Genomic DNA, 24,631 nt, shown 5'->3' with positions numbered 1-24,631 from the left:
GGTCGAGCCCGCAGGCTCGAAACGCCCCATTGATTCCCGGTGTCCGCCCCGGGAATCAACTCAAACAAACAAAATAGGAAAGACCGTCCCTTTCGGACGGTCTTTCCAGAGAATTGCGCGTCTGCGGACGCGCTTTTTTTATTCTTTTTTGGTTGATTCCGGTCAAAGACCGGAATCAAAAGAGAGTTCCGGACTCTGCGGAGTCCGGCTCAGGGCTCTGCCCTGAGAACCCGCAAACCTTTGAAAAGGTTTGATCCAAACTTCAATTAGGGGTGCGGTGCTTATACCGCTCTTTGCAACCACTTCTTATACGTACAATCAATCGCAATCGCGCCAAACGGTGCGGTGATCAAGATCGCCAGAACAGCGACGGTCAGCACGGTCTCACCGCATGCAAGTCCCATTGCCAGCGGTACACCGCCGATGGCTGCCTGCACGGTTGCCTTAGGCGTATACGCCAACATACAGAATGCGCGTTCCTTGCCATTGAGTTTGGTACCAACCACGCTGGAAAATACGCCTGCCATACGGAATACCATTGCGCCCAGAATCAGCAGAATGGCTGCAACGCCGGCATACGCAACGTATGTAATATTGACCATCGCACCGACCAATACGAACAGCAGCAGCTCTGCACCGACCCAAAGGCGGTCATACTTGGCAGACAGCCGCTTGGACACGACCGGAATACGCTGTCCCAACATGATGCCCATGCTCATAACGGCCAGCAAACCAGAGAAACCGATGATACCCGTGCAGTGATCTTCGATGGTGACCAGTACAAAGGACAGCGCCAGGAAAATGACGACCTTGATGCTGTCGCGCATGTGCACATGAGAGAACCACCACGCCAGCGCCAGACCACACAGCACACCGGCTGCAATGCCGAGCACCAGTGAAGTCGGGATGCGGACGAAATCAAGCGGCGACAGCGTACCGCCCGCTGCGAGGCTGGTAAAGGACGAGAACAGCACGATAACATACACGTCATCGACCGACGCACCCGCCAGAATCATCTGCGGAATGCCCTGCCCGGAGCCGTACCCTTCATCCATCAGGCGCAGCATACGCGGTACAACAACTGCCGGGGAGACTGCCGCGATGACCGAGCCGATAATCGCAGCCTCGAGCACGCTCACGCCCAGCAGGCGCGGTGCCAAGATGACCGTACCAACGATCTCAAAGGTTGCAGGCACAAAACACAGCAGCACCGCCGAACGGCCAACCTTGCGCAGATCGCCAATGTCCAGACTCAGACCGGCGCGGGTCAGGATGATGATGAGCGCAACCTTGCGCAGGTCAGCCGAGATGGCCAGCAGGCTATCGTCGAGCAATCCCAGCGCATAGGGGCCGAAGGCAATGCCGACGAGCAGCATACCCAATAGCGGCGGCAGGCGCAATCGCCTAAAAACCTCTCCGGCGAGCAATCCGCCCAGAAAAACCAGTGCCAAACTCCATAACATAGTTCTTTTTTCCTCCTTACACAGACAAAAAGAGCTGACAACTCCTGCAAAAATCGTTGCAGAAGTCATCAGCTCTCGTCATTCAAGCGGTTTCGGCGCAAAGGCCGCGGGAGACATTCATTCCCTCGGCTGTTATCATAGCACGCGCACGCCTGTCTGTCAATCCCTGTTTTTTCGATCTTCAATTTGGTGATTTTCGGTCTTATTTTCTCCTGTTTTCTAGTTATTTATACGAAATCTCGCGTTTTTCATAATTTTACAAAAGCAGGCATTGTATCAATCCGGTTTGTATGCTATGCTGAAAGCAACGTTTTTACAATCGGAGCTTTTAAGTTATGGAATATATCTGCACCCTGCTCTCGGTCACCGATTTGGCACGTGCACGCAGTTTCTACTGCGACGTGCTTGGTATGACCGTTACCGCCGATTTCGGCGCAAACATCACCCTTGACGGCCGCATCTCTCTGCAAACGATGGACACTTGGAAGTCTTTCCTGCGTACCGACGCGGTCACGCTCGGACACAACGCAAGCGAACTCTACTTTGAAACCGATGATTTAGACGCATTGGCCGAGCGGCTGCAAGCGCACGGGGTAGCGCTGGTGCACCCGATCATCGAACACAGCTGGGGTCAGCGCGTCATCCGCTTTCACGACCCTGACCAGCACATCATCGAGGTCGGCGAGCGTCTGACCGCCGTTGCACGACGTTTTCGTAATGCTGGCATGACGGAAACGCAGATTGCCGCCCGTATGGACATTCCGCTTGACGCCGTTCATGAGCTGCTATCTGCACCGCCTGCTGATTTCTCGGTCACAACACCCGACCAGCGCACCCCTGCGCTCATTGACGCACTGACCGCAGTATGGAGAGCGTCGGTGACAGCCACGCACACCTTCCTGACTGCACGCGAGATCGACCAGATTGCGCAGTATGTTCCCGACGCGCTGCGCAATGTGCCCGTGCTGATTGCAGTACAGGGCACGAACGGTCAGCCGATCGGTTTTGCTGGGGTGAGTGGCGACAAGCTGGAAATGTTATTCCTCCATCCCGACCATCTGGGCCAGGGGCTTGGAACACGTCTGCTGAACTTTGTGTGTGAGGTTTACGGTGTCCGCGAGGTTTGTGTCAATGAGCAGAATCCCAAGACCCGCGCATTCTACACGCATGCTGGATTTGTAGTATATCGTCGGTCACCGCTCGACGAGATGGGACAGCCGTTCCCGCTGTTGTATTTGAAGAAGGATACGGAATAAAAAAAGAAGGTCATGCCGACGCGGCATGACCTTTTTGGTATGTTTCGGTGGATTCCCGGGTCGGGCACCGGGAATCCAGAGGGGATTTCGCTCTCTGCGGAGAGCGACTCAGGGCGCTGCCCTGAGAACCCGCAAGCCTTTCGAGAAAGGCTTGAGCGAAAGCTTCATTTCGCCTGCGGGCGGGAATCAGCTCAAATATTGCAAGGCAAAGACGGCGAGGCCGCCGAGCACGCCCGAACCTACCATGACCAAAATCGGGTCTGGTTTCCATTTCCGCAAGACAATCAGGCACACGGCGAAAATCACAACATTTACGCCGTTCACATCGGACAGATTCGCAGAAAACGTGCCCGAAGTGAAAAAGGCAGAAATCAAGATGGTCAAACCGGCAGATGCAATGAGTGCGACGACTGCCGGACGCAGGCCGTCCAGAATACCGCGCAGGATGCCGAGGTTTTTATACTTGGTATAGACCCAGGCAAGTGCCAGCACGATGATGCACGAGGGCAGGACACAGCCGAAGGTTGCGACCAGTGCCCCGGGCAGTCCGCCGACGCGTGTGCCGACAAAGGTTGCGGCGTTTAACGCGATGGGACCGGGTGTCATCTGGGAAATGGTGATGATATCGGTCAGCTGCAAGGGTGTGAGCCAGCCGTGCACGTCTACAACCTGATGCTCGATGAGCGGCAGGGATGCATAACCGCCGCCGATGCTGAACAGGCCAATCTGAATGAAACTCCATAAGAGCTGGGCGTAAATCATGTGTCCTGTCCTCCTTTTTTGCGCATTTGCAGCGTATTGATCGCGCCAATCAGGCCGCAAAGCACGATGATAAGGATGACATTGAGGTGAAAGACCGCCTGACCGACAAACGCCAGCACCATCACGATGATCGGAAGGGCTTTTTTGAGTTTCAAAATGCCCTGTGCCATGGAGATGACCACGTCACAGATGACCGCGGCCACGCCTGCCTGCATACAGCCCATGACCACATTGACGATGGCGTTATCGCGGAAAGCGGCATACACCAGCGAGACCAGCGACAGGATAACAAGCGGCGGCAGAACGGTGCCCAGAATGGTGCACAGTGCACCCAGCACACCGGCCACGCGATAGCCGATGATAATCGACGCATTGACCGCGATCGGGCCGGGTGACGACTGGGCAATCGCGATGAGATCGATCATCTCGTTTTCATCAATCCAGTGCAAACCCTCTACAAAACGCCGCCGCATCAGCGGAACAATGACATAACCCCCGCCGAACGTAAACGCGCTCAGCTTGAGGGTTGAAAGAAACAGTGTCAGATAGCAATTTTTCTTTTGCATAGGTTCCCCCTTCCGGGTGCGCGGCGAGCCGACACCCCTTTTTAGCATACACCGCTCCCCCGGCATTGTAAACAGATCTCAAACAAAAACCGGGATGGGGTAACGTCCCCCTTCCCGGTCTGTCTGTGTTATCGTACCGGGCAGACACCGCCGACGCATTCGGTTGCGCCGATATCCAGCTCGGTTTCTTCCTTCTCATACTTGGAGATGAGCGACGGGTTAAACGGCTTCATCGCCGCACGGCGCTGCTCGTACTCCTCGCGGCTGATCTCCTCGTAGGGCATCAGCTCGTAGAAATTGTCGTCCAGGCTCAGGAAGGACAGGGCAACAATATCGTCCCAGTTCTTCCAAACCCACTCCTCAACTGCGTCCCACTCGTTCTGACGGACGTGAATGGTGATCGAGCAGTTGTGATCGACGTAATGGGTCATGAACATCTTGTAGTTTTCCAGCTGTTCGATGGCCGAAACGTCGGCCTTGACGCGGCCAGCCGGTGCCTTAACCGGGAACTCGACGACCTTGGTGCGGCAGTCCTCGGCGGTCTGGCCGACCTCGGGGAATACTGGGTAGCCCAGCTCCTCGCACACCTTGCACAGCGGATCTTCCGCCGAGATGCGCACGCGGCGCACGTAGTAGGGTGCGTGCGAGTAGTGCACACCGCTCGATACGGTGGGCAGCAGCGACAGCGTACCCTCGGGCTTAACCGTGGTCACGAGCAGCGGCTCAGCCATGCCCAGCGCGTCGGCGTACTTGCGTGCCGCCTCGTGTGCGGTCTTGCGCAGCTCGGCCAGCAGCTCGGCTTCCTCTTCGCGCTCCATGCCGGTTGCGTTCACCATGTCCTGCCAGCCGGTCAGCGAGCAGCCCAGCAGCTTGTCGCGCTGCTGTACAGCGTTCCACTCGTGAATTTCCAGCTCACGGCAGGTCATACGGTAGCCTGCACGTGCGGACAGGCGCTGTGCTTCCAGCAGGCCTGCACGGTCAAGGGTGCCGTCGGGCTGAACGAAGGCCATGACGTTGACCGTCGTCAGGTTGCACAGGCCGTGGTTGTCCAGCAGAATCTCGCCGCAGGGGTTGACGCCGTTGAAGTTCGGACGGCGCTTTGCGCCTGCCTCCTGGTTGACCCAGCCCGGCTCGCCCGAGTAGCGCATCTGCTGCAAGTGCCAGTGCAGCTGTTCACGGGTGGGCTTATGGGTATAGAAAATCGAGTTGTTGCTCATCTGACGGTGCGCGATCGACTTGTCGATCTCCCAGCGGTCACCAACCTGCTTGTACAGGTTGCTCTTTGCCTGGATGCAGGTCGGGTCGTCCTGATCGATGAGGCCAATCTCCGAGGTACGGCGCACGCCGCCCGAAACCACGTTCTCACCGATGATATTGGCGATATCCAGCAGGTCGATGGGCTGGAGCTGGGTGCGGGTCTTACCGTCACGCGCACCGGCCTGACCGATGATCTTGTGAATCTTATCGATCATGCGCATCATGGACTGGTAGCCCGATGCCGTACCGCCGAACACTTTGAGCTTTTCGCCCTTGGGACGGATATTGCTGTAATTGACCACGATATGACCGATCTTGTTGTACTCGTTGTTGTAGAGCAGGTTAAAGTACGCGTCGAGTGCCTGTGCCCAGCCCTCCTTGGAGTCGCCGATGGTGATGTAAGCGGTATCGCCCGAGAACGTGAGGTTGGTGTACTCCAGACGCTCGTTCTTGGGCACTTCCTGATACATCTCGTGCAGCAGCTTTAAGTTGGTGCGCACGCGCGGCAGCTTGGCTGCGTCCGACTTGAGCACACGCACGCCGACACCCGAGCCGACCATGAGCAAATAGAACAGGTCGTGGTATGCGTGGAAGTTGTCGATGACCTCAAAGGCGCAGTTATAGTTTGCCATCGGGTACTGTTCACCGACGCGGGTCTCACCTACCCACAGGGTACGGCCGGACAGGAACTGCTTCATCTCATAGATGTTGCGGTACAGCGCCTCGGCCTCCTCGCGGCTGGTCTTGGCCAGCGAGCAGTTATACTCAACCGCACGGCGCACGGTCTCCCACCAGAACTCACGGCGTCCGAGGTGGGACAGGTAACGCGAATAAGTACGCGAGTAGACGAACGAGCCCAGCTGCTGCATGGGGCCGGGCGCGTGCTTGAAGGGGCTCAAAAACTCCTTGCGCAGCAGGCCGTCGCGGTGCTCATACAGACCGCGGCTCTTTTCCTTGTCCATGCGGTACAGAATGTATGCCTTTGCTACGTCAAATCGTCCGGCTTCAAACAGGGCACGCTCTACCAGATCCTGTACGGCCTCGATCTGGATGATCTCGTCCGGCTGATCGGCAAGGTGCTTTTCAATGTGTGCGATGGCATCGGTTACCACCGACTCCTCATAGTTTCCAGCCGATACCGCGGCCAGTCGGATGGCGCGCTCGATAAAGCGGCCGTCATAGGGTACAACTTTACCCGTACGTTTTTTTACATACTTTACTCTCACGTTTTCGGGCTCCTTCCAGACATTCAAAACGCCCCGCAGCAGGCAGGGGCGTCAATAAGCTTTCTCTATTGTAAGCGTTTTTGCGCCCGAGCGAAAGGGCAAAAGCATACGAAATTCCGGTCGAAAACAGCTCAAATTCCTATCATCCCGTCAACACCCAAGTGAATTTGTAACCGCTAGATATGGTATCTATTTCCTGTTTCCCACACATTCCCTATGCTTTCCAGCTGATTCTCCCCCGTTTTGGCCATTCTGACATCCTTCTTTGTCCCTTCTGCGGCACTTGCGCGGGCAGGGCGACCTGCGTATAATAGGACTCGGTAAAAATAACCCCGTTTGTCTCGTATAAGGATGTGACCCCCCATGAAAAAACAGATGTCCGATTCGCTCACGCTCGCGGTCTTTCTGACGCTTGCAGGCGGATTTCAGGACGCCTACTCGTACAACTGCCGCGGCCAGGTATTCGCCAACGCCCAGACCGGCAACATCGTCCTGCTCGGTCAAAACCTCGCAACCGGTCACCCTGGGCGTGCGCTGCACTACCTCTTCCCGCTTTTGGCCTTCATGCTGGGTGTGTATCTGGCCGAACTGGTGTGCAGACGCTATCAGAACAGCACGCGCATCCACTGGCGGCAGACCATCCTGCTCGCGGAAATCGTGCTGCTCGTCATTGCCGGACTGCTGCCCCAGTCGCTGAGCGTCGCGGCCAACGTCCTGTTATCCTTCGCCTGTGCCATGCAGGTCAACGCTTTCCGCAAGTTCCGCGGACTGCCCTGCGCGACCACCATGTGCATCGGCAATATGCGCTCGGCTGCCTCGCTGCTGTGCGGTTACCACACGACCGGTGACCCCGAACTCAAGCGCAAAAGCATGCACTATTACTTCGTCATCGCGGTCTTTGCCGTGGGCGCCGCCATCGGCGCTGTGCTCACTCAGCGCATCGGTGAGCGCGCCATCTGGATTGCAGCCGGATTGCAGCTCATTGGCTTTTTGCTCATGTTCGCCCACGAACCCGACCCCGTTCATATCGACTGACAGAAAAAACGCTCCCGATTGGGAGCGTTTTGTTATATGTTCGGTTTTATGCGTCCTGTTCCATGACCCAGGCAATCGCACGTTCAATGCCATCGGTGTTGCAGGTTCCGGTTACAAACTCTACCTGCTCCTTGACATGATCGGAGGCGTTGCCCATCGCAATCGGGTGGCGCACGGCGTGCAGCATGTTCAGATCGTTGTCCGAGTCACCGATTGCCGCGGTCTCGTCCATCGAAATGCCCAGCTCCTGTGCCAGCCAGCGAATGGCCTCGCCCTTACCAGCACCCTCGGCCATGATCTCGAAGTTATCCGGGCCAGAGCTTGTGAAGGTCAGTCCGGGCAGTTCGCTCATCCACTCCTTTGCACGGCGCTTCTTGTCCGCGTCCATGCTCCAACCCATGAGCTTGGTGACGACACCCCCACAGGATGCGACATCCCCGACCAGATCATCGGTCAGGTGCAGCATGCTGCCCGGCACTTGAAAACCGCGCATCTTAGAGAAAATCTGCTCATAAGTATCGTTGGTCATCCAAATCTCGTCGTCCACGTACAGGAACATCCGCAAGCCGCATTCCTCACCGCGGCGTACAGTCTCGGCTGCTGTTTCACGCGGAATCTGCCAGACCTTATGGCGCTCGCCGGTCATGCGGTCGACGATCACCGCACCGTTCGAGCAGATCAGCCAGCGGTCGCACGCGGTATCCTTGACAAAGCCCTGTGCTTCCAGATTGCTGCGCCCGCTCGCGACAACCACACGAATGCCGGCCTCAGTTGCCTTGGCAATGGCCTTGCGGCTGCCCTCCAGAATTTCCTTGTCGTGGTTGAGCAGGGTACCGTCCAAATCTACTGCGATCAGCTTCATGCTCGGCCCTCCAGACGTGCACGAACGGTGTCCATATCGGGCATCGCCGGGATTGCACCGCGCTTTTCTACGCACAGAGACGCAACTGCGTTGCCAAAGCGTGCAAACTGTGCCGCCTCTGCTAGGGTCAGCTTGCCCGGACGCTTGCCGCTCTGTGCGATCTGGTACAGGAAGCTGCCCCAGAAGGAGTCGCCTGCGCCGGTCGTGTCGGCAACCTTGGAGGCAAAGCCCGGAACGATCTCGGACTGCTCGGCCTGTGCCGCCGTGCGCACCAGCGCACCCTTTGCACCCAGCGTGACAACCACGCAGCCGATGCCCTGTTCGATCAGGCGGCGGGAAGCCTCTTCCGGATCGGCTGCACCGGTCAGAAGCTCGGTCTCCTCGTCGGAAATCTTGATAACATCAACCTGCGGCAGCACCGAGCGCATGACCTTGCGCGCACGCTCGCGGCTGTCCCACAGCAGCGGACGGTCGTTGGGGTCATAAGAGATGATTGCACCAGACTTCTTGGCCATTGCAACTGCATACAGCGTCGCGCTGTGTGCCGGCTCGTTGGTCAGAGACAGCGAACCAAAATGCAGGATACGGCTGCCGGTCAGAAGCTCGGTCGGAATGTCCTCCGCAGTCAGGCAGGTATCTGCACCCGGCTTACGGGCAAACGAGAACACGCGCTCACCCGACGGCTCGAGCGATACAAATGCCAGCGTGGTGAATGCGCCTGCATCCACGCTCACGCCGCTCGTATCTACGCCAATCTCGTCCAGCGTCTTCTTGAGGTATGCGCCGTGCATATCCTCGCCCACCTTGCCGATAAACGCGGCACGGCCTGCCAGACGGCTGACCGCCGCGGCAACATTGGCCGGTGCACCGCCCGGATTGCGCTCAAACAGCGCCATACCGGTGTCGGGATTATGTCCACACTCAGTAAAATCAATGAGCACTTCGCCCAGTGCTGTTACATCAAACATCTGAAGGTTCCTCCCTTTCATTCTTTCTGCGCGCCGCACGCCGGCAGACCGCAGGTTACTTGCTCCTTGTATACGGTCTTATTATAGAATGCAAAGACGAGCCGCGTCAACGGCTCGTCCGGGTTTTTTGTTCGCTTTGACGATGTGCCCAATGGGTCGCTTTTTCCGGCAAACGACTTAGTATGTTAATACCAGCGTTTTGATCTCGAACGGTCTGAACGAACAGGTGCACATGGGAACCTCAACCGGCTGTTCGTTCTCCTCAAGCAGGTCGGTCAGGGCAGCTGAGCGGATATAGGGTGCAAAGCGCAGGTCTGCGTGATCGGCTGCACCCTCGCACTCGTACAGACGGACAACCAGCGCACGGGCTGTGGTCTCGTGCAGAGGCTTGACCGACTCGATGATGACATGGTCACAGTCGGTCGTAACCGGTGCCTCGGGCAAGCGGCGTATGCCCTGGAAGGTCAGCACGGGTTCATTGAGGCAGTATGCCGGATGGGTGACCGCCTGGGCACTGAGTGCACCGGTGTGCGGCAAAAAGGCGTAGGTTACATCGTGGATACCACTGTCACCGGTCGCGTCAGGACGGCATCCGGCCTTGTGCAGGGACAGTCGGATGCTGCCGCCGCGCACCGATACGCCGTACTTGCCATCGTTGAGCACGGCACAGCCGTAACGCGACTCGGAAAGGTCGGTGTACTTGTGGTTGCACACCTCGAACATAGCCTGCTCCCGCGAGCCGTTGCGCGTGGTCGGGCGCTCGATGTGTCCGAACTGGATTTCGTGCGAGGCAAAACGGCTGTGGATGTCGGTATCAAAGGCAACTTTTAAGAAGCGGTGTTTGTCGTTCCAGTCCATGCGGGTCTCAAAGACGATCTCGGGACGGTTTGCGAAGAATACCACGTCCTGCGTGAGCGTCGAGCGCGCGGTGAGTTGATAAGTGCAGCGGAAACGTGCCTGACTGCTGCCCACACTGACACAGGTACGGCTGAGCAGCTTGGCAGTCGGCTGGAAACGATCCTCGACCGTGTCCGCGTCCACATCCCAGTTATCCCAGTTGGCCGGAACGTCCTCGGCCAGCACAAAGGTGCCGAGCGGCAGACCGGAACGCACTTCTCGGCGCACGCGCTTGTCAAAGAGCGAGGCAAAACCGCCGTTTTCGCCCCAGGTCACACGGTAGAACGGGGTTTCCAGTCCGTCGTCTGTCACCGTAAAGACGGTGTCGGTCACCGGGTGCAGGTCGCCGTCTTTCAGGGTACAGGTCTCCATCGGCGCAAGGCTTACGCCCTCAATCGCGGTCACGGTCTGACCAAAGACGTTTTCAAAGGTCTGTCCCCATGCCGGTGCGGCAAAGGGCAAGTAAATTGTGTCATTGCGCGCAAATCCAAGCGGGTTGTACACGGTCACGCCCTCGCCTGTGGCGTTCATAACCGCGTTTTGCTGCTGCTTGGCCTCCGCGATCATGCGGTGCATCTCGGCAATGCTCTCCTCGTGTACGCGCGAGATCGAGCTGCCGGGCAAGATATCGTGGAACTGGTTTTTGAGCAGCGTTTCCATCAGCGGATGGATGGCCGTATCATCGGCAGGCACGTCCCGCTCGATGGCATCCAGCACGGTTAAGCCTTCCAGATCGTGCAGCGCCACCTCGCCCTTGCGGTTGTTGCGCTTAATCTCGTGGCGGTTGGTCAGCGTGCCGCGGTGCAATTCGAGGTACAGCTCTCCGGCATGTACCGGCACGTCGTGCGCATTGCGCTCCATCTCCTCGGCAAACTCCCCGACCGACCGGTGCTCGGTGCGCGGACAGCCGTCCAGATCGTGCTCCCGGCGTACCAGTTCCAGATGCTCAAACTGCGGTCCGCCTCCGCCATCTCCGTAGCCGTAGGCAATCAGCTTGCGGCGGCTGACGTGCTTGTCCTTGCTCTCCTGCGTAAAGGTCGGGTCATCATTGCCCACGGTGTAGCGCAGCAGGGTTTCGGGGTCGGGCTCACAGTGGGTGGCGTTGAAGTGGGTGAATACCCGGCTGCCGTCCAGTCCTTCCCACCAGAAGGTATCGTGCGGGAAAATATTGGTGTCGTTCCAGGACAGCTTGGTGGTGAAAAAGTATCTCACGCCGCTTCCCCGCATGATCTGCGGAATGGCTGCGTTATAGCCGAAGGTATCCGGCAGCCAGAAATTATTCGACCGCAGACCGAAGTGTTTCTGGTTATACTTCTGTCCCCACAGGAACTGGCGCACCAAGCTCTCGCCCGATACCATGTTGCAGTCGCACTCGACCCATACCGCGCCACCCGGCTCATACTGTCCGGTTGCAATCTTCTCGCGCATCTTGTCGAACAGTTCGGGATAATGACGGCGAATCATCTCGGTATGGTACGCCGAGCTTTGGAAAAAGCGGTACTCGGGGTACTCGTCCATCAGGCGCACAGCGTTTGCGTAGGTGCGTGCGCACTTGCGGATGGTCTCGTCCACCGGCCACAGCCAAGCGGTGTCCATGTGACTGTGTCCAATGACTGCCGTAATGGGTGCGGACGCAGCGTTTTTGGCCTCGAGTACCGGCTGCATGCGTTGGGTGGCAGCACGCAGACCGCTGCGCCACTCGTCGGCATCGTCGGGAGCCGTGGGGCACAGTCCGACTACGTCATACAGGCAGCGAACCACGTCGCCACGGCGGAAGCTGTCCTGCGGCATGGCCTTGGCCAGGCTGTTCAGCACGCGCAAGTCCATGACAAAGCGCAGAATCTCCTCGTCCCGCTCGGCAATGTACACACCCTCGTAGGTATGGCGGCAGTCTTTCAGGCCGCTGTCCTCAAAGGGTGCGCAGCCCGGGATATAATGTCCAGCGTAGTATTCAAAATCCAGCTGCAAGGCAGTACCCGCGGGTACGCCCGGCGTAATGCGGGCAACATAGTGGTTGCCGTGGGTCTCGGTGGTGTATTTATTGGTGAAAATCGCGTGCGGGGTGCCGTCCAGAAACAGAAAGCCTTCCCAGCCACCCAGACGCGGCATGACATAGAGCGGACGGTCGGCCAGGTGCGCGGGTACGGTGTACGTGCCGTGCAGCCATAGGTTTTCCCATTCTCCGCCCCATACGTCCCCGGCCTTAATCGGGTGATAGGCCGCGTCCGCGGGTGGTTTTCGCAGGTGCTCCCGGCAGGAGAATGCCTGCATGGGTACTTCGTCCAATCGGTGAAAAATACGGGCTTCATAGATGTGTTCCAAACGGTGTGCCTTGTCCAGCACACGCGCAAGCTGTCTTTCCTGTGTCATAGTTCCTCCAGAACAAAACAATGGGATCAGGGTGTTTTGGACTGCGGTTATCATAAGGCCGCAGCCGGAGTGCATCACTCCCTCTGTCTGGTATTATACATGCTTTTCGCCCAATTGCATGTGTTTCTTTTTGACTTTTCCCATCTGCATAAACATGCCTCAAACAGATTGTGCAAACCGCCGTTTCTGTCCCTGTTTCGCGCTTCACGCCCTTTTTGCGCGTTTTTTACGCCTTTCTCACAAATATCCCCTTTCGCCCCAAATTTACCGCTTTTTCTGTCAGATTTTACCTGCCGCTCTGGCTTTTCCCCTTGACAAACCGATGCGAAATACCGTATACTTGTCTTGTCATGTGATATATGTTTTCTGTATCCATGCAAATATTTCTTCTGACCACCCGGTTTTTCTCCGGGGCAAGGCCATACGGACAGCCGGGTCAACTGCCGAGGGGCGGCCGAATGCCGCCATTATTGATTGAGTTAAAAGCTCAATTTTATAAGTTGGTTACTTTATAACCGGTACGCGAAGTGCGTGCACAACTTGTAAAACGGTCAATAAGAGTAGTAAAAGTAAGTATTTGCTATATAGACTCTCTATACAGAACCATCTGTCACATGGATTTTTGGGATCAGTCCGCCGCGCGGGCATCCCCTTCCATATGATTTTTTACAAGCAGTGTGCCATTTCCGCACCCTGCTTGTTTTTTTATTCTGTTTTGAGAAGGAGCGCCTGCGGTATGGCGGAAAAATTAAAGCTTTACGGATTCAACAACCTGACCAAAGCCCTGAGTTTCAACATCTACGATGTCTGCTACGCGAAAACCGAGCGCGAACAGCAGGACTACATCGCTTACATCGATGAGCAGTACAACTCCGAGCGTCTGACCACCATCCTCACTAACCTCACCGACATGATCGGTGCCACCGTGCTCAATATCTCCAAGCAGGACTATGAACCGCAGGGTGCGTCGGTCACCATCCTCATCGCCGAGCGTCCGGTCCCCGGAGAGACTCAGGTTGCACACCTCGACAAGAGCCACGTCACCGTGCACACCTATCCCGAGTACCACCCCGAAACCTGTCTGGCGACCTTCCGTGTGGATATCGACGTCGCAACCTGCGGTGAGATCACCCCGCTGTCTACGCTGGACTACCTCATCAGCTCGTTTGACTCGGATATCATCACCATGGACTACCGTGTCCGCGGCTTCACCCGCGACATGAACGGTCAGAAGCTCTTTATGGATCACCCGGTCGCGTCCATCCAGGACTACATCGACCCCATTACCCTGCGCCGCTACGACGCAGTCGATATCAATGTCTATAGTGCAAACCTCTTCCACACTCGGATGATGCTCAAGGACATTGACCTGCAAAACTACCTGTTCAAGACCGACGTGTATGAGCTTCCGCCCATGGTTCGGCTTGAAATCATGAATAATATCCGCCGCGAGATGATCGAAATTTTCAGCGGCCGCAATATCTACTAAGCGAGGTGCGTCCCATGAAACCGTTGTCTCAGGAGCGCGCGCCCATCTACGAGGCGCTCGACTCCTTCCAAAAAATGCGCGTTGTCCCCTTCGATGTGCCCGGGCACAAGCGGGGACGCGGCAATCCCGAACTCGCCGCCCTGCTGGGTGAGCAGTGCGTCCGCATGGACGTCAACTCCATGAAACCCCTTGATAACCTCTGTCACCCGGTCTCGGTTATCCGTGAGGCTGAGGAGCTGGCTGCCGAGGCCTTCGGCGCAGCGCACGCCTTCCTGATGGTCGGCGGCACGACGTCGGCGGTACAGAGCATGGTGTTGTCGGCTGTGGGGCGCGGTGAAAAGATCATCCTGCCCCGCAACGTCCATCGCAGTGTCATGGGCGCGATGGTTCTGTGCGGTGCCATTCCGGTCTACATTGACCCTGCCTGCGACGATCGTCTGGGCATTCCGCTCGGCATGAGCGTGTCTGCCGTCGAGCGTGCCATCCGCGAAAACCCGGATGCCAAGGCCATTCTGGTCAACAACCCCACCTACTACGGCATCTGTTCCGACCTGCGCCGCATCGTACAGCTGGCGCACGCGCACGGCATGCTGTGTCTGGCCGACGAAGCCCACGGCACGCACTTCTATTTCGGTGAAAATCTGCCGGTATCCGCGATGGCTGCCGGTGCCGATATGGCCGCCGTGTCCATGCACAAGTCGGGCGGCAGTCTGACCCAGTCCTCTCTGCTGCTGTGCGGCCCTGCCATGAGCGAGGGTCATGTGCGTCAGATCATCAACCTCACCCAGACCACCAGCGGCTCCTATCTGCTTTTGTCCAGTCTGGACATTTCGCGCCGCAATCTGGCGCTGCGCGGCAAGGAAGCCTTTGCCCGCGTGGTAGAACTTGCCGAGTACGCTCGCCGCGAGATCAACGCCATCGGCGGCTATTACGCTTTCTCGCGTGAGCTGTGCAACGGCGACAGCATTTACGACTTCGACCCCACCAAGCTGTCGGTCAACACCCTGCAAGTCGGTCTGGCCGGCATTGAGGTTTATGATCTGCTGCGCGACGAGTACGACATTCAGATCGAGTTCGGTGACCTCGGCAACATTCTGGCTTACCTGTCCATCGGTGACCGTCCGCGCGAGATCGAGCGGCTGGTCAGCGCGCTCTCCGAGGTGCGCCGCCGCTTCGGCGGCTCGGAAGCCGGTCTGATGAAGCAGGAGTACATCGAGCCTGACGTTGCGGTCTCGCCGCAGGATGCGTTCTACGCCGAGCACGAGTCCCTGCCCATCATGGAAACCGAGGGTCGTGTCTGCTCGGAATTTGTCATGTGCTACCCGCCCGGCATCCCGATTCTGGCACCCGGCGAGCGCATCACCCGGGAAATTCTGGACTACATCGTGTATGCCAAGGACAAGGGCTGCTCGATGACCGGCCCGGAGGACGCAGATATCACCCGCCTCAACGTGCTCAAAGGAAGGTACTAATATGGATTTATGGTTTTCCGAACATCACACACCCAATGTCAAGCTGTCCATCCGCGTTGACCGCCAGCTCTATGCCGGTCAGAGCGAGTTTCAGCGCATTGATGTCTTTGAGTCGCCCGAATTCGGCCGTTTCCTGACGCTGGACGGCTATATGATGCTGACCGAAAAGGACGAATTCATCTATCACGAAATGATCGTGCATGTGCCCATGGCTGTACATCCGAACATCAAAAAAGTGCTGGTCATCGGTGCCGGTGACGGCGGCGTCATCCGCGAGCTGACCCGCTACGAACACATCGAGCACATCGACATGGTCGAGATCGACCCGGACGTTGTCGAGGTCTGCCGCGCTTACCTGCCCAAGACCGCAGGCCCCTGGCTGGACGACCCGCGTGTGCACATTCACTACGAGGACGGTCTCAAGTTCGTGCGCACCTGTGAGGATGCTTACGACCTCATCATCGTCGACTCGACCGACCCGTTTGGCCCTGGTGAGGGACTGTTCACCCGCGAGTTCTATGGCAACTGCTACAAGGCGCTGCACGAGGACGGCATTATGGTCAACCAGCACGAGAGCCCGTTCTACGACGAGGACGCCATCGCCTGTCAGCGCGCACACAAGCGCATTGTCGAGTCCTTCCCGATCAGCCGCGTCTATCAGGCGCACATTCCGACTTATCCGTCCGGCCACTGGCTGTTCGGCTTCGCGTCCAAAAAGTACCATCCGCTCAAGGATCTGGACGAAGCCCGCTGGAACGGCTACGGTCTGTCCTGCAAATACTACACGACCACCCTGCACAAGGGTGCGTTCTACATCCCCGCCTATGTTGAGGAGTTATTGAAAGATGTTGAAAGCGAACGTTGAAACCTTCCTGGGCTGTGACTGCCCTGCCGATGAAGCGCGTACCGTCCTGTTCGGTGCACCCTTCGATTCCACCACTTCGTTCCGTCCGGGTACGCGTTTCGGCCCGTCGGCCATCCGTCACGAGTCCTTTGGCGTAGAGACCTACAGCCCCTATCAGGATCGTGACTTGGAAGACGCGCACGTGCTGGACGTGGGCGACCTCGAACTGTGCTTTGGCAGCGCGGAAAAGGCGCTCGGTGACATTGAGGCTCAGACCGAAGAGATTCTGGACGCGGGCAAGCGTCCCTTCCTGCTCGGCGGCGAGCATCTGGTGACGCTAGGTGCCATGCGCGCGGTCGCGGGGCGCTACCCCGATCTGCACATCATCCATCTGGACGCACATGCCGACCTGCGCGACGACTATCTGGGCGCTAACCTGTCCCACGCGTGCGTCATCCGCCGCTGCTGGGATCTTGTCGGTGACGGACGTATCTTCCAGTTCGGCATCCGCTCGGGCGAGCGTGCCGAGTTTGCCTGGGGTCGTGACCATGTAACCACCCAGAAGTTCAATCTGGAAGGTCTGGAAAAGACCATCGAGGCGCTCCAAGGCAAGCCGGTCTACTTCACCCTTGATCTGGACGTGCTCGACCCGTCGGTCTTCCCCGGCACCGGTACCCCCGAGGCCGGCGGCATCTCCTTCGAGGCGCTGCGCACCGCGATCACCCTCATTTGCAGCAAGCTCAACATCGTCGCCTGCGACGTCAACGAGCTCGCGCCCACCCTTGACCCCTCCGGTGTTTCCACCGCGGTTGCCTGCAAGGTGGTTCGCGAAATGCTGCTCGCTTTCCCCGATTACTAATATCCCGCATTCTCACATATACGAACATTTAAGGAGGACGTTTTACGATGGCAAAAGTTTTAATCATCGGCTGCGGCGGCGTTGCGTCGGTCGCAATCCACAAGTGCTGCCAGAACAGCGAGGTCTTTGAGGAAATCTGCATCGCAAGCCGCACCAAGTCCAAGTGCGACGCGCTCAAGGAAAAGCTCGAGGGCACCACCAAGACCAAGATCACCACCCGTCAGGTCGATGCCGACAAGGTTGACGAGCTGATCGCACTCATTAACGACGTCAAGCCCGATCTCGTCATGAATATCGCCCTGCCCTATCAGGATCTGACCATCATGGATGCTTGTCTGGCCTGCGGCGTTAACTACATGGACACCGCAAACTACGAGCCCGAAGATCTGAACGATCCCGAATGGCGCGCAAGATACGAGAAGCGCTGCGAGGAGGCTGGCTTCTCGGCATACTTCGATTACTCCTACCAGTGGGACTACCGCGAGAAGTTCGAGAAGGCCGGTCTGACCGCGCTGCTCGGCTCCGGTTTCGACCCAGGCGTTACCCAGGCGTACTGCGCTTACGCACAGAAGCACCTGTTTGACCAGATCGATACCATCGACATTCTGGACTGCAACGGCGGTGACCACGGCTACCCGTTCGCAACCAACTTTAACCCCGAGATCAACCTGCGTGAGGTATCCGCACCCGGTTCCTACTGGGAGGACGGCCACTGGGTCGAGATCCCGGCCATGTCCATCAAGCGTGAGTACGACTTCGATCAGGTCGGCCACAAGGACATGTACCTGCTGCACCACGAGGAAATCGAGTCGCTGGCACAGACCATCCCGGGCGTTCAGCGCATCCGCTTCTTCATGACCTTCGGCCAGAGCTACCTGACCCACATGAAGTGTCTGGAAAACGTCGGCATGCTGTCCACCGAACCCATGATGTTCGAGGGTCACGAGATTGTGCCCATCCAGTTCCTCAAGGCGCTGCTGCCCGACCCGGCAACTCTGGGCCCGCGTACGGTCGGCAAGACCAACATCGGCTGTATCTTCACCGGCAAGAAGGACGGCAAGGAAAAGACCGCTTACATCTACAATGTCTGCGATCATCAGGAGTGCTACAAGGAAGTCGGCTCGCAGGCCATCTCCTACACCACCGGTGTTCCGGCAATGATCGGCGCGATGATGCTGCTGACCGGCAAGTGGAACAAGCCCGGCGTATACACCGTCGAGGAGTTCGATCCCGATCCGTACATGGAAGCACTCAACAAGTGGGGTCTGCCCTGGCAGATCAACGATAACCCGGTACTGGTGGACTGATGCCCATGCGTACCCCCTACTTTGTCGTAGATGAGACCGCGCTGCGGCACAATCTGGAAATTTTAAAAGACGTCTCCGAGCGGGCAGGATGCAAGATCCTGCTCGCCCAGAAGGCATTCTCGATGTTCTCGGTCTATCCCATCATTCGCCAGTACCTCGCAGGCACGACGGCGAGCGGTCTGTACGAGGCGCGTCTGGGTCACGAGCACTTTGGCGGCGAGACCCACGTTTTCAGCCCGGCCTATCGCCCGGACGAGTTTGAGGAACTGCTGTCCTACGCGGACGACTTCGTCTTTAACTCTCCCGCGCAGGTTCGCCGCTTCGGCCCGCTGGCCAAGGCGGCCGGCAAGTCCATCGGTCTGCGCCTCAATCCCGAGTGCTCGACCCAGGAAGGCCACGCCATTTATGACCCCTGCTCGCCCGGTTCCCGTCTGGGTACCACGCTTGCAAACTTCGACGAGGATATCCTGCCCATGCTGGACGGTCTGCACTTCCACACGCTGTGCGAACAGGGTGCGGACGCGCTCGAAGTCACCGTGCAGGCCTTCGAGGAAAAGTTCGGCAAGTACCTGCACGGTATGAAGTGGCTCAATCTGGGCGGCGGACACCACATCACCCGCAACGGATACGACATCGACCTGCTCGTGCGCATCGTCACCCATCTGCGCGAAACCTACAACGTCGAGGTCTATCTGGAACCCGGTGAGGCCGTCGTGCTGAACGCCGGTTTCCTAGTGTCCAGCGTGCTCGACGTGATGCACAACGACATGGATATCGCCATTCTGGACGCTTCTGCGGCCTGCCACATGCCTGACGTACTGGAAATGCCCTATCGTCCGCCCATCCTGAACAGCGGTGAGGCAAACGAAAAAGAACACACCTATCGTCTGGGCGGCCCGACCTGTCTGGCGGGCGACGTGATCGGTGACTACTCCTTCGACCAGCCGCTGCACATCGGCGATCAGGTGGTATTCGGCGATATGGCGCTGTACACCATGGTCAAGACCAATACCTTTAACGGTATGGGTCTGCCCTCCATCGTCTGGCGCGATGCGTCGGGCAAGGAAACGCTCATCAAGTCCTTCGGATACGAGGATTTCAAAACGCGTTTGTCTTAAATATAAGCAAAAGCCTCTGTGGTTCATCCCCACAGAGGCTTTCTTTTTTACCAACTCATCATTTCCTGCTCACGCGGCAGCAGCTGGGTCTCATAGTTTGCGATTTTCTGGTTGAGACGATCGAGCGAGCGCTGCATATCTGCCATGCGCTGCACGAGCTGGTCACGTTGTTCGATCAGAATGGCTTTGCGCGCGGGCGCGGTATCCGGTCCCTGCTGGAACAGAGCGACATACTCGATGAGCGCTTCGATCTGCACCCCGGCAGAGCGCATGCACTTCATCAGTTCCACCCAGCTGCACGCATTCTCGTCATAGTCTCGAATACCGCTCTTGCTGCGCGACACAGGCGGAATCAGTCCGATGCGCTCGTAGTAGCGCAGGGTGTCCGCCGAAATATCATATTTTTTACTCACTTCCGCAATGGTCACGACATACGCCTCCTTTTTTCTAGTATACCGTCTGGAGTACACTCCAAGTCAAGAGTAAAAAATGATCCCACGCAAAAACGTGGGATCATACAGCGTTGTTCCTTACACCTTGCCGTACAGATGCTCCTCATGCACCGCACGGTTGAGCTTGCGCATCTCGGGCACAATAAAGCAAGCGACGATGATTGCCGAGCTTGCGTCCGCGATGGGAGCCGAGTACAAAATACCGTTAAGGCCGAAGAACAGCGGCAGAATGAGCATGAGCGGAATGAGCAGCAGAAGCTGACGGAGCATAGACAGGATGGATGCCTTAAGCGGCTGTCCGGTTGCCTGGAAATAGCTGGTCGAGACGATCTGGAAACCCGCGCAGAAGATGCTGAACAGGTAAATCCGCAGGCACTTGACTGCAAAATCGCTGAAACTTGCGTTGTCATCGCCAAAGATACCGATGATGGTTTCAGGCATGGTCTGGCAGAAAATCCAGCAGACAAAAATCAGGATGGTGGCAAAAATGACAGCCATCAGATAGGTACGGCGGATGCGGTCGAACTTACGTGCACCGCGGTTATAGCCCAGAATCGGCTGTGCACCGATACCAACACCAACGCCGAATGCACCCATAATCATGGCGATCTTGGTCACAACACCCATGGCGCTCAGTGCGATATCACCCGAAATACCGGATGCCAAATCGCCGTAATACACGAGCGACTTGTTCATTACTACCTGCATGATGCAGGCGACCGACTGGGTGATACCCGAGGAGATACCCAGCGTCAGAAAACGCAGGATGAGCGATGCATCGGGCTTCATCAGCTTGCGATCCAAGCGCATGTGTCGCGGATTGTTCTTAGACGGGCGGATAAAATACAGCGTCAGCACAACAGCCGAGATGATCTGCGAGGTGATGGTCGCGATGGCCGCACCCTTAACGCCCCAGTGGAACACGAAAATATAAACCGGGTCAAGTACAGTATTGAGTGCTGCACCGATCAGCATGCCGTACATGGACATACGCGGGTGGCCGTCGGTACGTGCGAGGTTGGACAGCACGATACTGACGAGGTTAAACGGGGTACCCAGCAGGATGATGCCCGTATAGTCGATGGCATAAGGCATGATGTTCTCGGTCGCACCGAACAGCGTCAGAATGGGCTGCAGGAAGATCAGGCCGAGCGCCATGAGCACAAGGCCGAGTGCGATGGTGAAGCTGAATGCGTTGTTGAGTGCCTGACGGGCTTCGTGCTCGTTCTGCTCACCCAGTCGAATGGCGGCGTGCGCCGAGCTGCCCGCACCGATCATGGTACCGAAGGCGAGCAGAATGGTCATCAGCGGAAAGGCAACCGTCGTCGCGGCGTTGCCCAGATAGCCGACGCCCTGACCAATAAAAATCTGGTCGACGATGTTATAAATGGAGTTAATCAGGCAGGAAATAATCGCCGGAAGCGAAAAATTGATGAGCAGCCGTCCGACCGGCAGGGTGCCTAAGGGGTTTTCTTCCTGCACAGGTGCTGCGCTCTGTGTATTCATATATTTTACTTCTCCTCCTCTTTGCTCTCGATCAATTTGCTCAGGCTATCGCACGATCCCTTTGCCATGCGTTCCAGCAGGTGCAGAACCTGTTCGCGCTCTTCGGGTGTGAATCCCTCGGTAATCTGCGCATTCCAGCTGTCGCGCAGGTCATATACGCGCTCGATGAGTCCGCGTGCCTGCTCGGTGATGTACAGATGGCGCACGCGCTTATCGTACTCGTCTACCTCGATGCGCACGTATCCCTGCTGCACCATCTTCTGCACGGCCTTGGTCACCGTGCCCTTGTCAAAACTGCCGATACGCGCTAGGTCGTACATGGTAATGCCCTCATTCTCGGCGATGCGCAGCAGGAAAAACTGCTGACCCGAACCGATCTGGTCGGCTTCCAGATTCAAATCAAAATATCGTCCGGTATTGCGCTGGATGATGGAAATGTACTTGAGAAAGGTGATCGACTGCCGTTCCATGGATATCCTCCCCTGATGATTGTTTATGTTGTCAACTTTCTGGAAGATATTTTACGGCAAAATTGTTGCGCAGTCAACTATTTATTTGTATTTTTTTATTTTCCAGCAAAAATCGGCAATTTCACGCAAAAAAGACACGGTATCTGCATGAGAAACCGTGTCTTTGCACACAACAATATTACTTCTCTGCGGCCGCTTGCAGGATTTTTTCCTTCCGGCGCAGACGGCGCATGGTCAGCACATAGGAGATGACCAGCGGCGTGAGCGAGCCCGGCCACGCCAGCGCGTAAGCGACGCTGATGCCCGCAAAACCGAAGGGTGCGGCCAGTGCGATACAGCCTACCGCACGCATGACCAGCTCCATAATGCCCGCGATCGTGGGCACGATGCCCTGTCCGAGTCCCTGCAAGGTATAGCGCAGGATGAAAAGCAGCGAAAGCGTCCAGTAGAACAGGCTGGTCAGGCGCAGGTATTCTGCCGCCATCGCGATGACCTCGGGTGCATCGGACACGAACAGCGATACCAGCGGTGCACCGGCGAAAATCGCAATGCAGGTGATGACCGCAGTATAGCCCAGCGACATGGCCGCGCAGCGATGCACACCGGTGCGGATACGAGCGATCTTGCCTGCGCCGTAGTTCTGAGCGGCATAGGTCGCCATGGTCATGCCGAACGAGCTGAGCGGCGAGCAGACAATCTGCTCGATCTTCTGTGCAGCCGTGTAAGCGGCAACTGCAAGCTCACCCTGTGCATTGAGCACGATCTGCAAAATGATGACGCCGATGCCGATGATCGAGGCCTGAAAGCCCATCGGCAGACCGATCACTGCATGCTGCCAGATTTCGCCCCGTGTCAGACGGAAATCGTCACGGCGCACGTGCAGCATGGGGAACTTCTTGCCGATGTACACGACGCACAGCAGGCCGGAAACGACCTGTGCAATCACGGTCGCCCACGCTGCGCCCGCAACGCCCATCTTAAATACAATGATGAACACCAGGTCAAGCACCACGTTTACGATGCTGGACAAAATCAAGAACAGCAGCGGTGTCCGGCTGTCGCCCAGTGCGCGCAGGACGTTCGACAGGACATTAAACAGCATAGCTGCAAACACGCCTGCATAGATAATAACAATATAGAAATAGGCATCGTCCAGAATGGCCGCCGGGGTCTGCATGGCAACCAGAATCGGACGCGCCAGCGGTACCGAAATTGCGGTCAGGATGACGGTCACGACTGCGCCAATCACGATATTGGCCGCGAAGCTGCGCCGCACACTCTCCAGATCATTCGCACCAAAATGCCGTGCGGTCTCGATGGATAAACCGGCTGTCATACCCTGTACAAAGCCGATGATGAGAAACATAATGCTTCCCGTACAGCCAACCGCCGCCAGCGCATTAACGCCCAGTGTCTGGCCGACGATCAGCGTGTCCATCATATTATAGAATTGCTGAAATAGATTACCACCCAAAAGCGGCAGTGTAAACAGAAAAATCAGTTTGGCAGGGCCGCCCTCTGTCATCGTCTTGGTCATGTTCTTCCCCTTTCCAACCAACGCGGATATCTTCTCCATTATAGCCACATCGCGCCCTTCCGCAAAGCCGCGAAAAATACAAATTTTTCGTGATTTTCCCGCCCTCCTTCGTCAGGATGACAGTCCTTTTTCCGTGCTCCATCTGTTTATTGAAACTTGCACCTTATGCACCTGTATGCGTGTAAATATCTGGTGTTTTGACTACCGCCGTGATACAATATCTGTGTATTCCACCCACGCAAGGAGGCACGTATTATGTTTGTATCCTTTTCCGGCGGCGGTCGTCGCCCCGACTCCATTTTGATTCCCATTTTGTATATGGTATTCGGCATTCCCCTGATCCTCTATCCGGGTATGACCGGCCGGCTGTTCTGTCTGGCGCTGTCCATCGGCGCTTTCGTCTACGCCTTCGCACAGCTTCTGCGCTATTTCCGCGCCAAGCGCCGCGGCTGGACGTACACCAGCGACAAACTGCTCGGTATCCTCTTTCTGATCATCGGTCTGTTCTGCCTGTTCGGCTGGCGCATCATCCTGTCTTTCCTGCCCGTCATGCTGGGCATTCTGCTGTTGATTGACGCACTCGCCCGTCTGCCTATGACCATCGATGCCTTCCAGCTCGGTCTGCCCGGCCGTGTTCCCGTTCTGGTCTCCACCCTGCTGCCGCTCATTCTGGGCATCATCATGCTCACGGACCCCTTCGGCGTCACCAGCATGCTCATCCGCTTTTTCGGCATCGGTCTGATCGCAGACGGTGCCTGCGCACTGGTTGCAGCCCTCTATGCGCGTCGTGACAGCCATTCCGACGATCCCTGGAACGGCAGCCGCTATCGCTAAAAAAATTTTCCCCGCATTGTGTGACATGGTCACGGTAAAATCTCTCCCGATCGGGTATACTAAGTACAGCATCAAACAAAA

At 57.1% G+C, this 24,631-nt stretch carries 20 protein-coding genes and 1 riboswitch; of the genes, 9 read left to right on the top strand and 11 right to left on the bottom strand.

Going from position 1 to position 24,631, the window contains the following annotated elements; translation table 11 throughout:
* Positions 1-281 precede the first annotated feature (281 nt).
* Complete coding sequence (locus tag B5F17_RS06350) at positions 282-1,463, bottom strand: cation:proton antiporter (RefSeq protein ID WP_087372030.1); 1,182 nt, start codon at positions 1,461-1,463, stop codon at positions 282-284.
* Positions 1,464-1,515: 52 nt separating this feature from the next.
* Positions 1,516-1,597: riboswitch (Fluoride riboswitch) on the bottom strand.
* Positions 1,598-1,798: 201 nt separating this feature from the next.
* Here B5F17_RS06350 and B5F17_RS15280 point away from each other — a divergent pair.
* On the top strand, positions 1,799-2,719 hold the full coding sequence (locus tag B5F17_RS15280; RefSeq protein WP_330396592.1) for a GNAT family N-acetyltransferase: 921 nt from the start codon (positions 1,799-1,801) through the stop codon (positions 2,717-2,719).
* A gap of 186 nt (positions 2,720-2,905) precedes the next feature.
* Here B5F17_RS15280 and B5F17_RS06340 read toward each other — a convergent pair whose 3' ends face one another.
* From B5F17_RS06340 to nrdJ, 3 genes are all read right to left on the bottom strand, one after another.
* The gene (locus B5F17_RS06340; protein WP_087372026.1) at positions 2,906-3,481 is read right to left on the bottom strand and encodes a chromate transporter; all 576 of its coding nucleotides are present in this window, start codon (positions 3,479-3,481) and stop codon (positions 2,906-2,908) included.
* Complete coding sequence (locus B5F17_RS06335) at positions 3,478-4,047, bottom strand: chromate transporter (RefSeq protein WP_164470502.1); 570 nt, start codon at positions 4,045-4,047, stop codon at positions 3,478-3,480. Before B5F17_RS06335 ends, B5F17_RS06340 begins: the two co-directional genes overlap by 4 nt.
* A 128-nt stretch (positions 4,048-4,175) precedes the next feature.
* Complete coding sequence (gene nrdJ / locus B5F17_RS06330; RefSeq protein ID WP_087372021.1) at positions 4,176-6,530, bottom strand: ribonucleoside-triphosphate reductase, adenosylcobalamin-dependent; 2,355 nt, start codon at positions 6,528-6,530, stop codon at positions 4,176-4,178.
* 363 nt (positions 6,531-6,893) lie between these two features.
* On the opposite strand from nrdJ, the gene B5F17_RS06325 reads away from it, so the two are divergent.
* The gene (locus B5F17_RS06325; RefSeq protein ID WP_016146919.1) at positions 6,894-7,565 is read left to right on the top strand and encodes a YoaK family protein; all 672 of its coding nucleotides are present in this window, start codon (positions 6,894-6,896) and stop codon (positions 7,563-7,565) included.
* A gap of 46 nt (positions 7,566-7,611) precedes the next feature.
* On the opposite strand, the gene B5F17_RS06320 is transcribed toward B5F17_RS06325, so the two are convergent.
* The 3 genes from B5F17_RS06320 to B5F17_RS06310 all read right to left on the bottom strand — a co-directional run bounded on the left by B5F17_RS06320 (position 7,612) and on the right by B5F17_RS06310 (position 12,662).
* Positions 7,612-8,427, bottom strand: coding sequence for a Cof-type HAD-IIB family hydrolase (locus B5F17_RS06320; RefSeq protein ID WP_087372018.1), 816 nt, complete (start codon positions 8,425-8,427; stop codon positions 7,612-7,614).
* The gene (locus B5F17_RS06315; protein ID WP_087372015.1) at positions 8,424-9,395 is read right to left on the bottom strand and encodes a carbohydrate kinase family protein; all 972 of its coding nucleotides are present in this window, start codon (positions 9,393-9,395) and stop codon (positions 8,424-8,426) included. Before B5F17_RS06315 ends, B5F17_RS06320 begins: the two co-directional genes overlap by 4 nt.
* A 177-nt stretch (positions 9,396-9,572) precedes the next feature.
* Positions 9,573-12,662, bottom strand: coding sequence for an alpha-mannosidase (locus B5F17_RS06310; protein ID WP_162608103.1), 3,090 nt, complete (start codon positions 12,660-12,662; stop codon positions 9,573-9,575).
* Positions 12,663-13,398: 736 nt separating this feature from the next.
* Between B5F17_RS06310 and speD the strand changes: the two genes are divergently transcribed.
* The 6 genes from speD to nspC are packed head-to-tail and all read left to right on the top strand — an operon-like array spanning position 13,399 to position 19,751.
* Complete coding sequence (speD, locus tag B5F17_RS06305; protein WP_016146923.1) at positions 13,399-14,151, top strand: adenosylmethionine decarboxylase; 753 nt, start codon at positions 13,399-13,401, stop codon at positions 14,149-14,151.
* Between the two features lie 14 nt (positions 14,152-14,165).
* Positions 14,166-15,623 carry an aminotransferase class I/II-fold pyridoxal phosphate-dependent enzyme gene (locus B5F17_RS06300; protein WP_087372010.1) on the top strand — a complete coding sequence of 486 codons (1,458 nt, stop codon included), beginning with the start codon at positions 14,166-14,168 and terminating at the stop codon, positions 15,621-15,623.
* A 1-nt stretch (position 15,624) separates the two neighbouring features.
* A complete protein-coding gene (gene speE / locus B5F17_RS06295) occupies positions 15,625-16,488 on the top strand; it encodes a polyamine aminopropyltransferase (RefSeq protein WP_087372007.1) in 864 nt (287 codons plus the stop codon).
* Positions 16,469-17,326: an agmatinase gene (speB, locus tag B5F17_RS06290; RefSeq protein WP_087372004.1), complete on the top strand. Its 858-nt coding sequence runs from the start codon at positions 16,469-16,471 to the stop codon at positions 17,324-17,326. Before speE ends, speB begins: the two co-directional genes overlap by 20 nt.
* Positions 17,327-17,373: 47 nt before the next feature.
* Positions 17,374-18,633, top strand: coding sequence for a saccharopine dehydrogenase family protein (locus tag B5F17_RS06285; protein ID WP_087372001.1), 1,260 nt, complete (start codon positions 17,374-17,376; stop codon positions 18,631-18,633).
* Positions 18,633-19,751, top strand: coding sequence for a carboxynorspermidine decarboxylase (gene nspC, locus B5F17_RS06280; RefSeq protein WP_087372000.1), 1,119 nt, complete (start codon positions 18,633-18,635; stop codon positions 19,749-19,751). The genes B5F17_RS06285 and nspC overlap by 1 nt, the downstream gene beginning before the upstream one ends.
* A gap of 47 nt (positions 19,752-19,798) precedes the next feature.
* Here the strand turns inward: nspC and B5F17_RS06275 are convergent, their stop codons facing one another.
* The 4 genes from B5F17_RS06275 to B5F17_RS06260 all read right to left on the bottom strand — a co-directional run bounded on the left by B5F17_RS06275 (position 19,799) and on the right by B5F17_RS06260 (position 23,716).
* The gene (locus B5F17_RS06275) at positions 19,799-20,179 is read right to left on the bottom strand and encodes a MerR family transcriptional regulator (protein WP_087371996.1); all 381 of its coding nucleotides are present in this window, start codon (positions 20,177-20,179) and stop codon (positions 19,799-19,801) included.
* 102 nt (positions 20,180-20,281) lie between these two features.
* On the bottom strand, positions 20,282-21,709 hold the full coding sequence (locus B5F17_RS06270) for an MATE family efflux transporter (RefSeq protein ID WP_087371993.1): 1,428 nt from the start codon (positions 21,707-21,709) through the stop codon (positions 20,282-20,284).
* A gap of 5 nt (positions 21,710-21,714) precedes the next feature.
* Entirely contained in the window at positions 21,715-22,179 is a 465-nt protein-coding gene (locus B5F17_RS06265; protein ID WP_087371990.1) for a MarR family winged helix-turn-helix transcriptional regulator, read from the bottom strand.
* A gap of 178 nt (positions 22,180-22,357) precedes the next feature.
* Positions 22,358-23,716, bottom strand: a complete 1,359-nt coding sequence (locus tag B5F17_RS06260) for an MATE family efflux transporter (protein WP_040332696.1) — start codon at positions 23,714-23,716, stop codon at positions 22,358-22,360.
* Positions 23,717-23,971: 255 nt separating this feature from the next.
* Between B5F17_RS06260 and B5F17_RS06255 the strand changes: the two genes are divergently transcribed.
* Positions 23,972-24,550, top strand: a complete 579-nt coding sequence (locus B5F17_RS06255; RefSeq protein ID WP_087371987.1) for an HdeD family acid-resistance protein — start codon at positions 23,972-23,974, stop codon at positions 24,548-24,550.
* Positions 24,551-24,631: the final 81 nt, after the last annotated feature.

The organism is Butyricicoccus pullicaecorum (assembly GCF_002160355.1).
GTDB classification, from domain to species: domain Bacteria; phylum Bacillota; class Clostridia; order Oscillospirales; family Butyricicoccaceae; genus Butyricicoccus; species Butyricicoccus pullicaecorum.
The sequence above is the reverse complement of the archived record's forward strand: the minus strand, read 5'-3'. Positions and strand labels throughout refer to the sequence as shown.

Coding starts and splice junctions, on each gene's coding strand:
- B5F17_RS06350 (WP_087372030.1), bottom strand. CDS start 1,463: ATGTTATGGAGTTTGGCACTGGTTTTTCTGGGCGGATTGCTCGCCGGA.
- B5F17_RS15280 (WP_330396592.1), top strand. CDS start 1,799: ATGGAATATATCTGCACCCTGCTCTCGGTCACCGATTTGGCACGTGCA.
- B5F17_RS06340 (WP_087372026.1), bottom strand. CDS start 3,481: ATGATTTACGCCCAGCTCTTATGGAGTTTCATTCAGATTGGCCTGTTC.
- B5F17_RS06335 (WP_164470502.1), bottom strand. CDS start 4,047: ATGCAAAAGAAAAATTGCTATCTGACACTGTTTCTTTCAACCCTCAAG.
- B5F17_RS06325 (WP_016146919.1), top strand. CDS start 6,894: ATGAAAAAACAGATGTCCGATTCGCTCACGCTCGCGGTCTTTCTGACG.
- B5F17_RS06320 (WP_087372018.1), bottom strand. CDS start 8,427: ATGAAGCTGATCGCAGTAGATTTGGACGGTACCCTGCTCAACCACGAC.
- B5F17_RS06315 (WP_087372015.1), bottom strand. CDS start 9,395: ATGTTTGATGTAACAGCACTGGGCGAAGTGCTCATTGATTTTACTGAG.
- B5F17_RS06310 (WP_162608103.1), bottom strand. CDS start 12,662: ATGACACAGGAAAGACAGCTTGCGCGTGTGCTGGACAAGGCACACCGT.
- speD (WP_016146923.1), top strand. CDS start 13,399: ATGGCGGAAAAATTAAAGCTTTACGGATTCAACAACCTGACCAAAGCC.
- B5F17_RS06300 (WP_087372010.1), top strand. CDS start 14,166: ATGAAACCGTTGTCTCAGGAGCGCGCGCCCATCTACGAGGCGCTCGAC.
- speE (WP_087372007.1), top strand. CDS start 15,625: ATGGATTTATGGTTTTCCGAACATCACACACCCAATGTCAAGCTGTCC.
- speB (WP_087372004.1), top strand. CDS start 16,469: ATGTTGAAAGCGAACGTTGAAACCTTCCTGGGCTGTGACTGCCCTGCC.
- B5F17_RS06285 (WP_087372001.1), top strand. CDS start 17,374: ATGGCAAAAGTTTTAATCATCGGCTGCGGCGGCGTTGCGTCGGTCGCA.
- nspC (WP_087372000.1), top strand. CDS start 18,633: ATGCCCATGCGTACCCCCTACTTTGTCGTAGATGAGACCGCGCTGCGG.
- B5F17_RS06270 (WP_087371993.1), bottom strand. CDS start 21,709: ATGAATACACAGAGCGCAGCACCTGTGCAGGAAGAAAACCCCTTAGGC.
- B5F17_RS06265 (WP_087371990.1), bottom strand. CDS start 22,179: ATGGAACGGCAGTCGATCACCTTTCTCAAGTACATTTCCATCATCCAG.
- B5F17_RS06260 (WP_040332696.1), bottom strand. CDS start 23,716: ATGACCAAGACGATGACAGAGGGCGGCCCTGCCAAACTGATTTTTCTG.
- B5F17_RS06255 (WP_087371987.1), top strand. CDS start 23,972: ATGTTTGTATCCTTTTCCGGCGGCGGTCGTCGCCCCGACTCCATTTTG.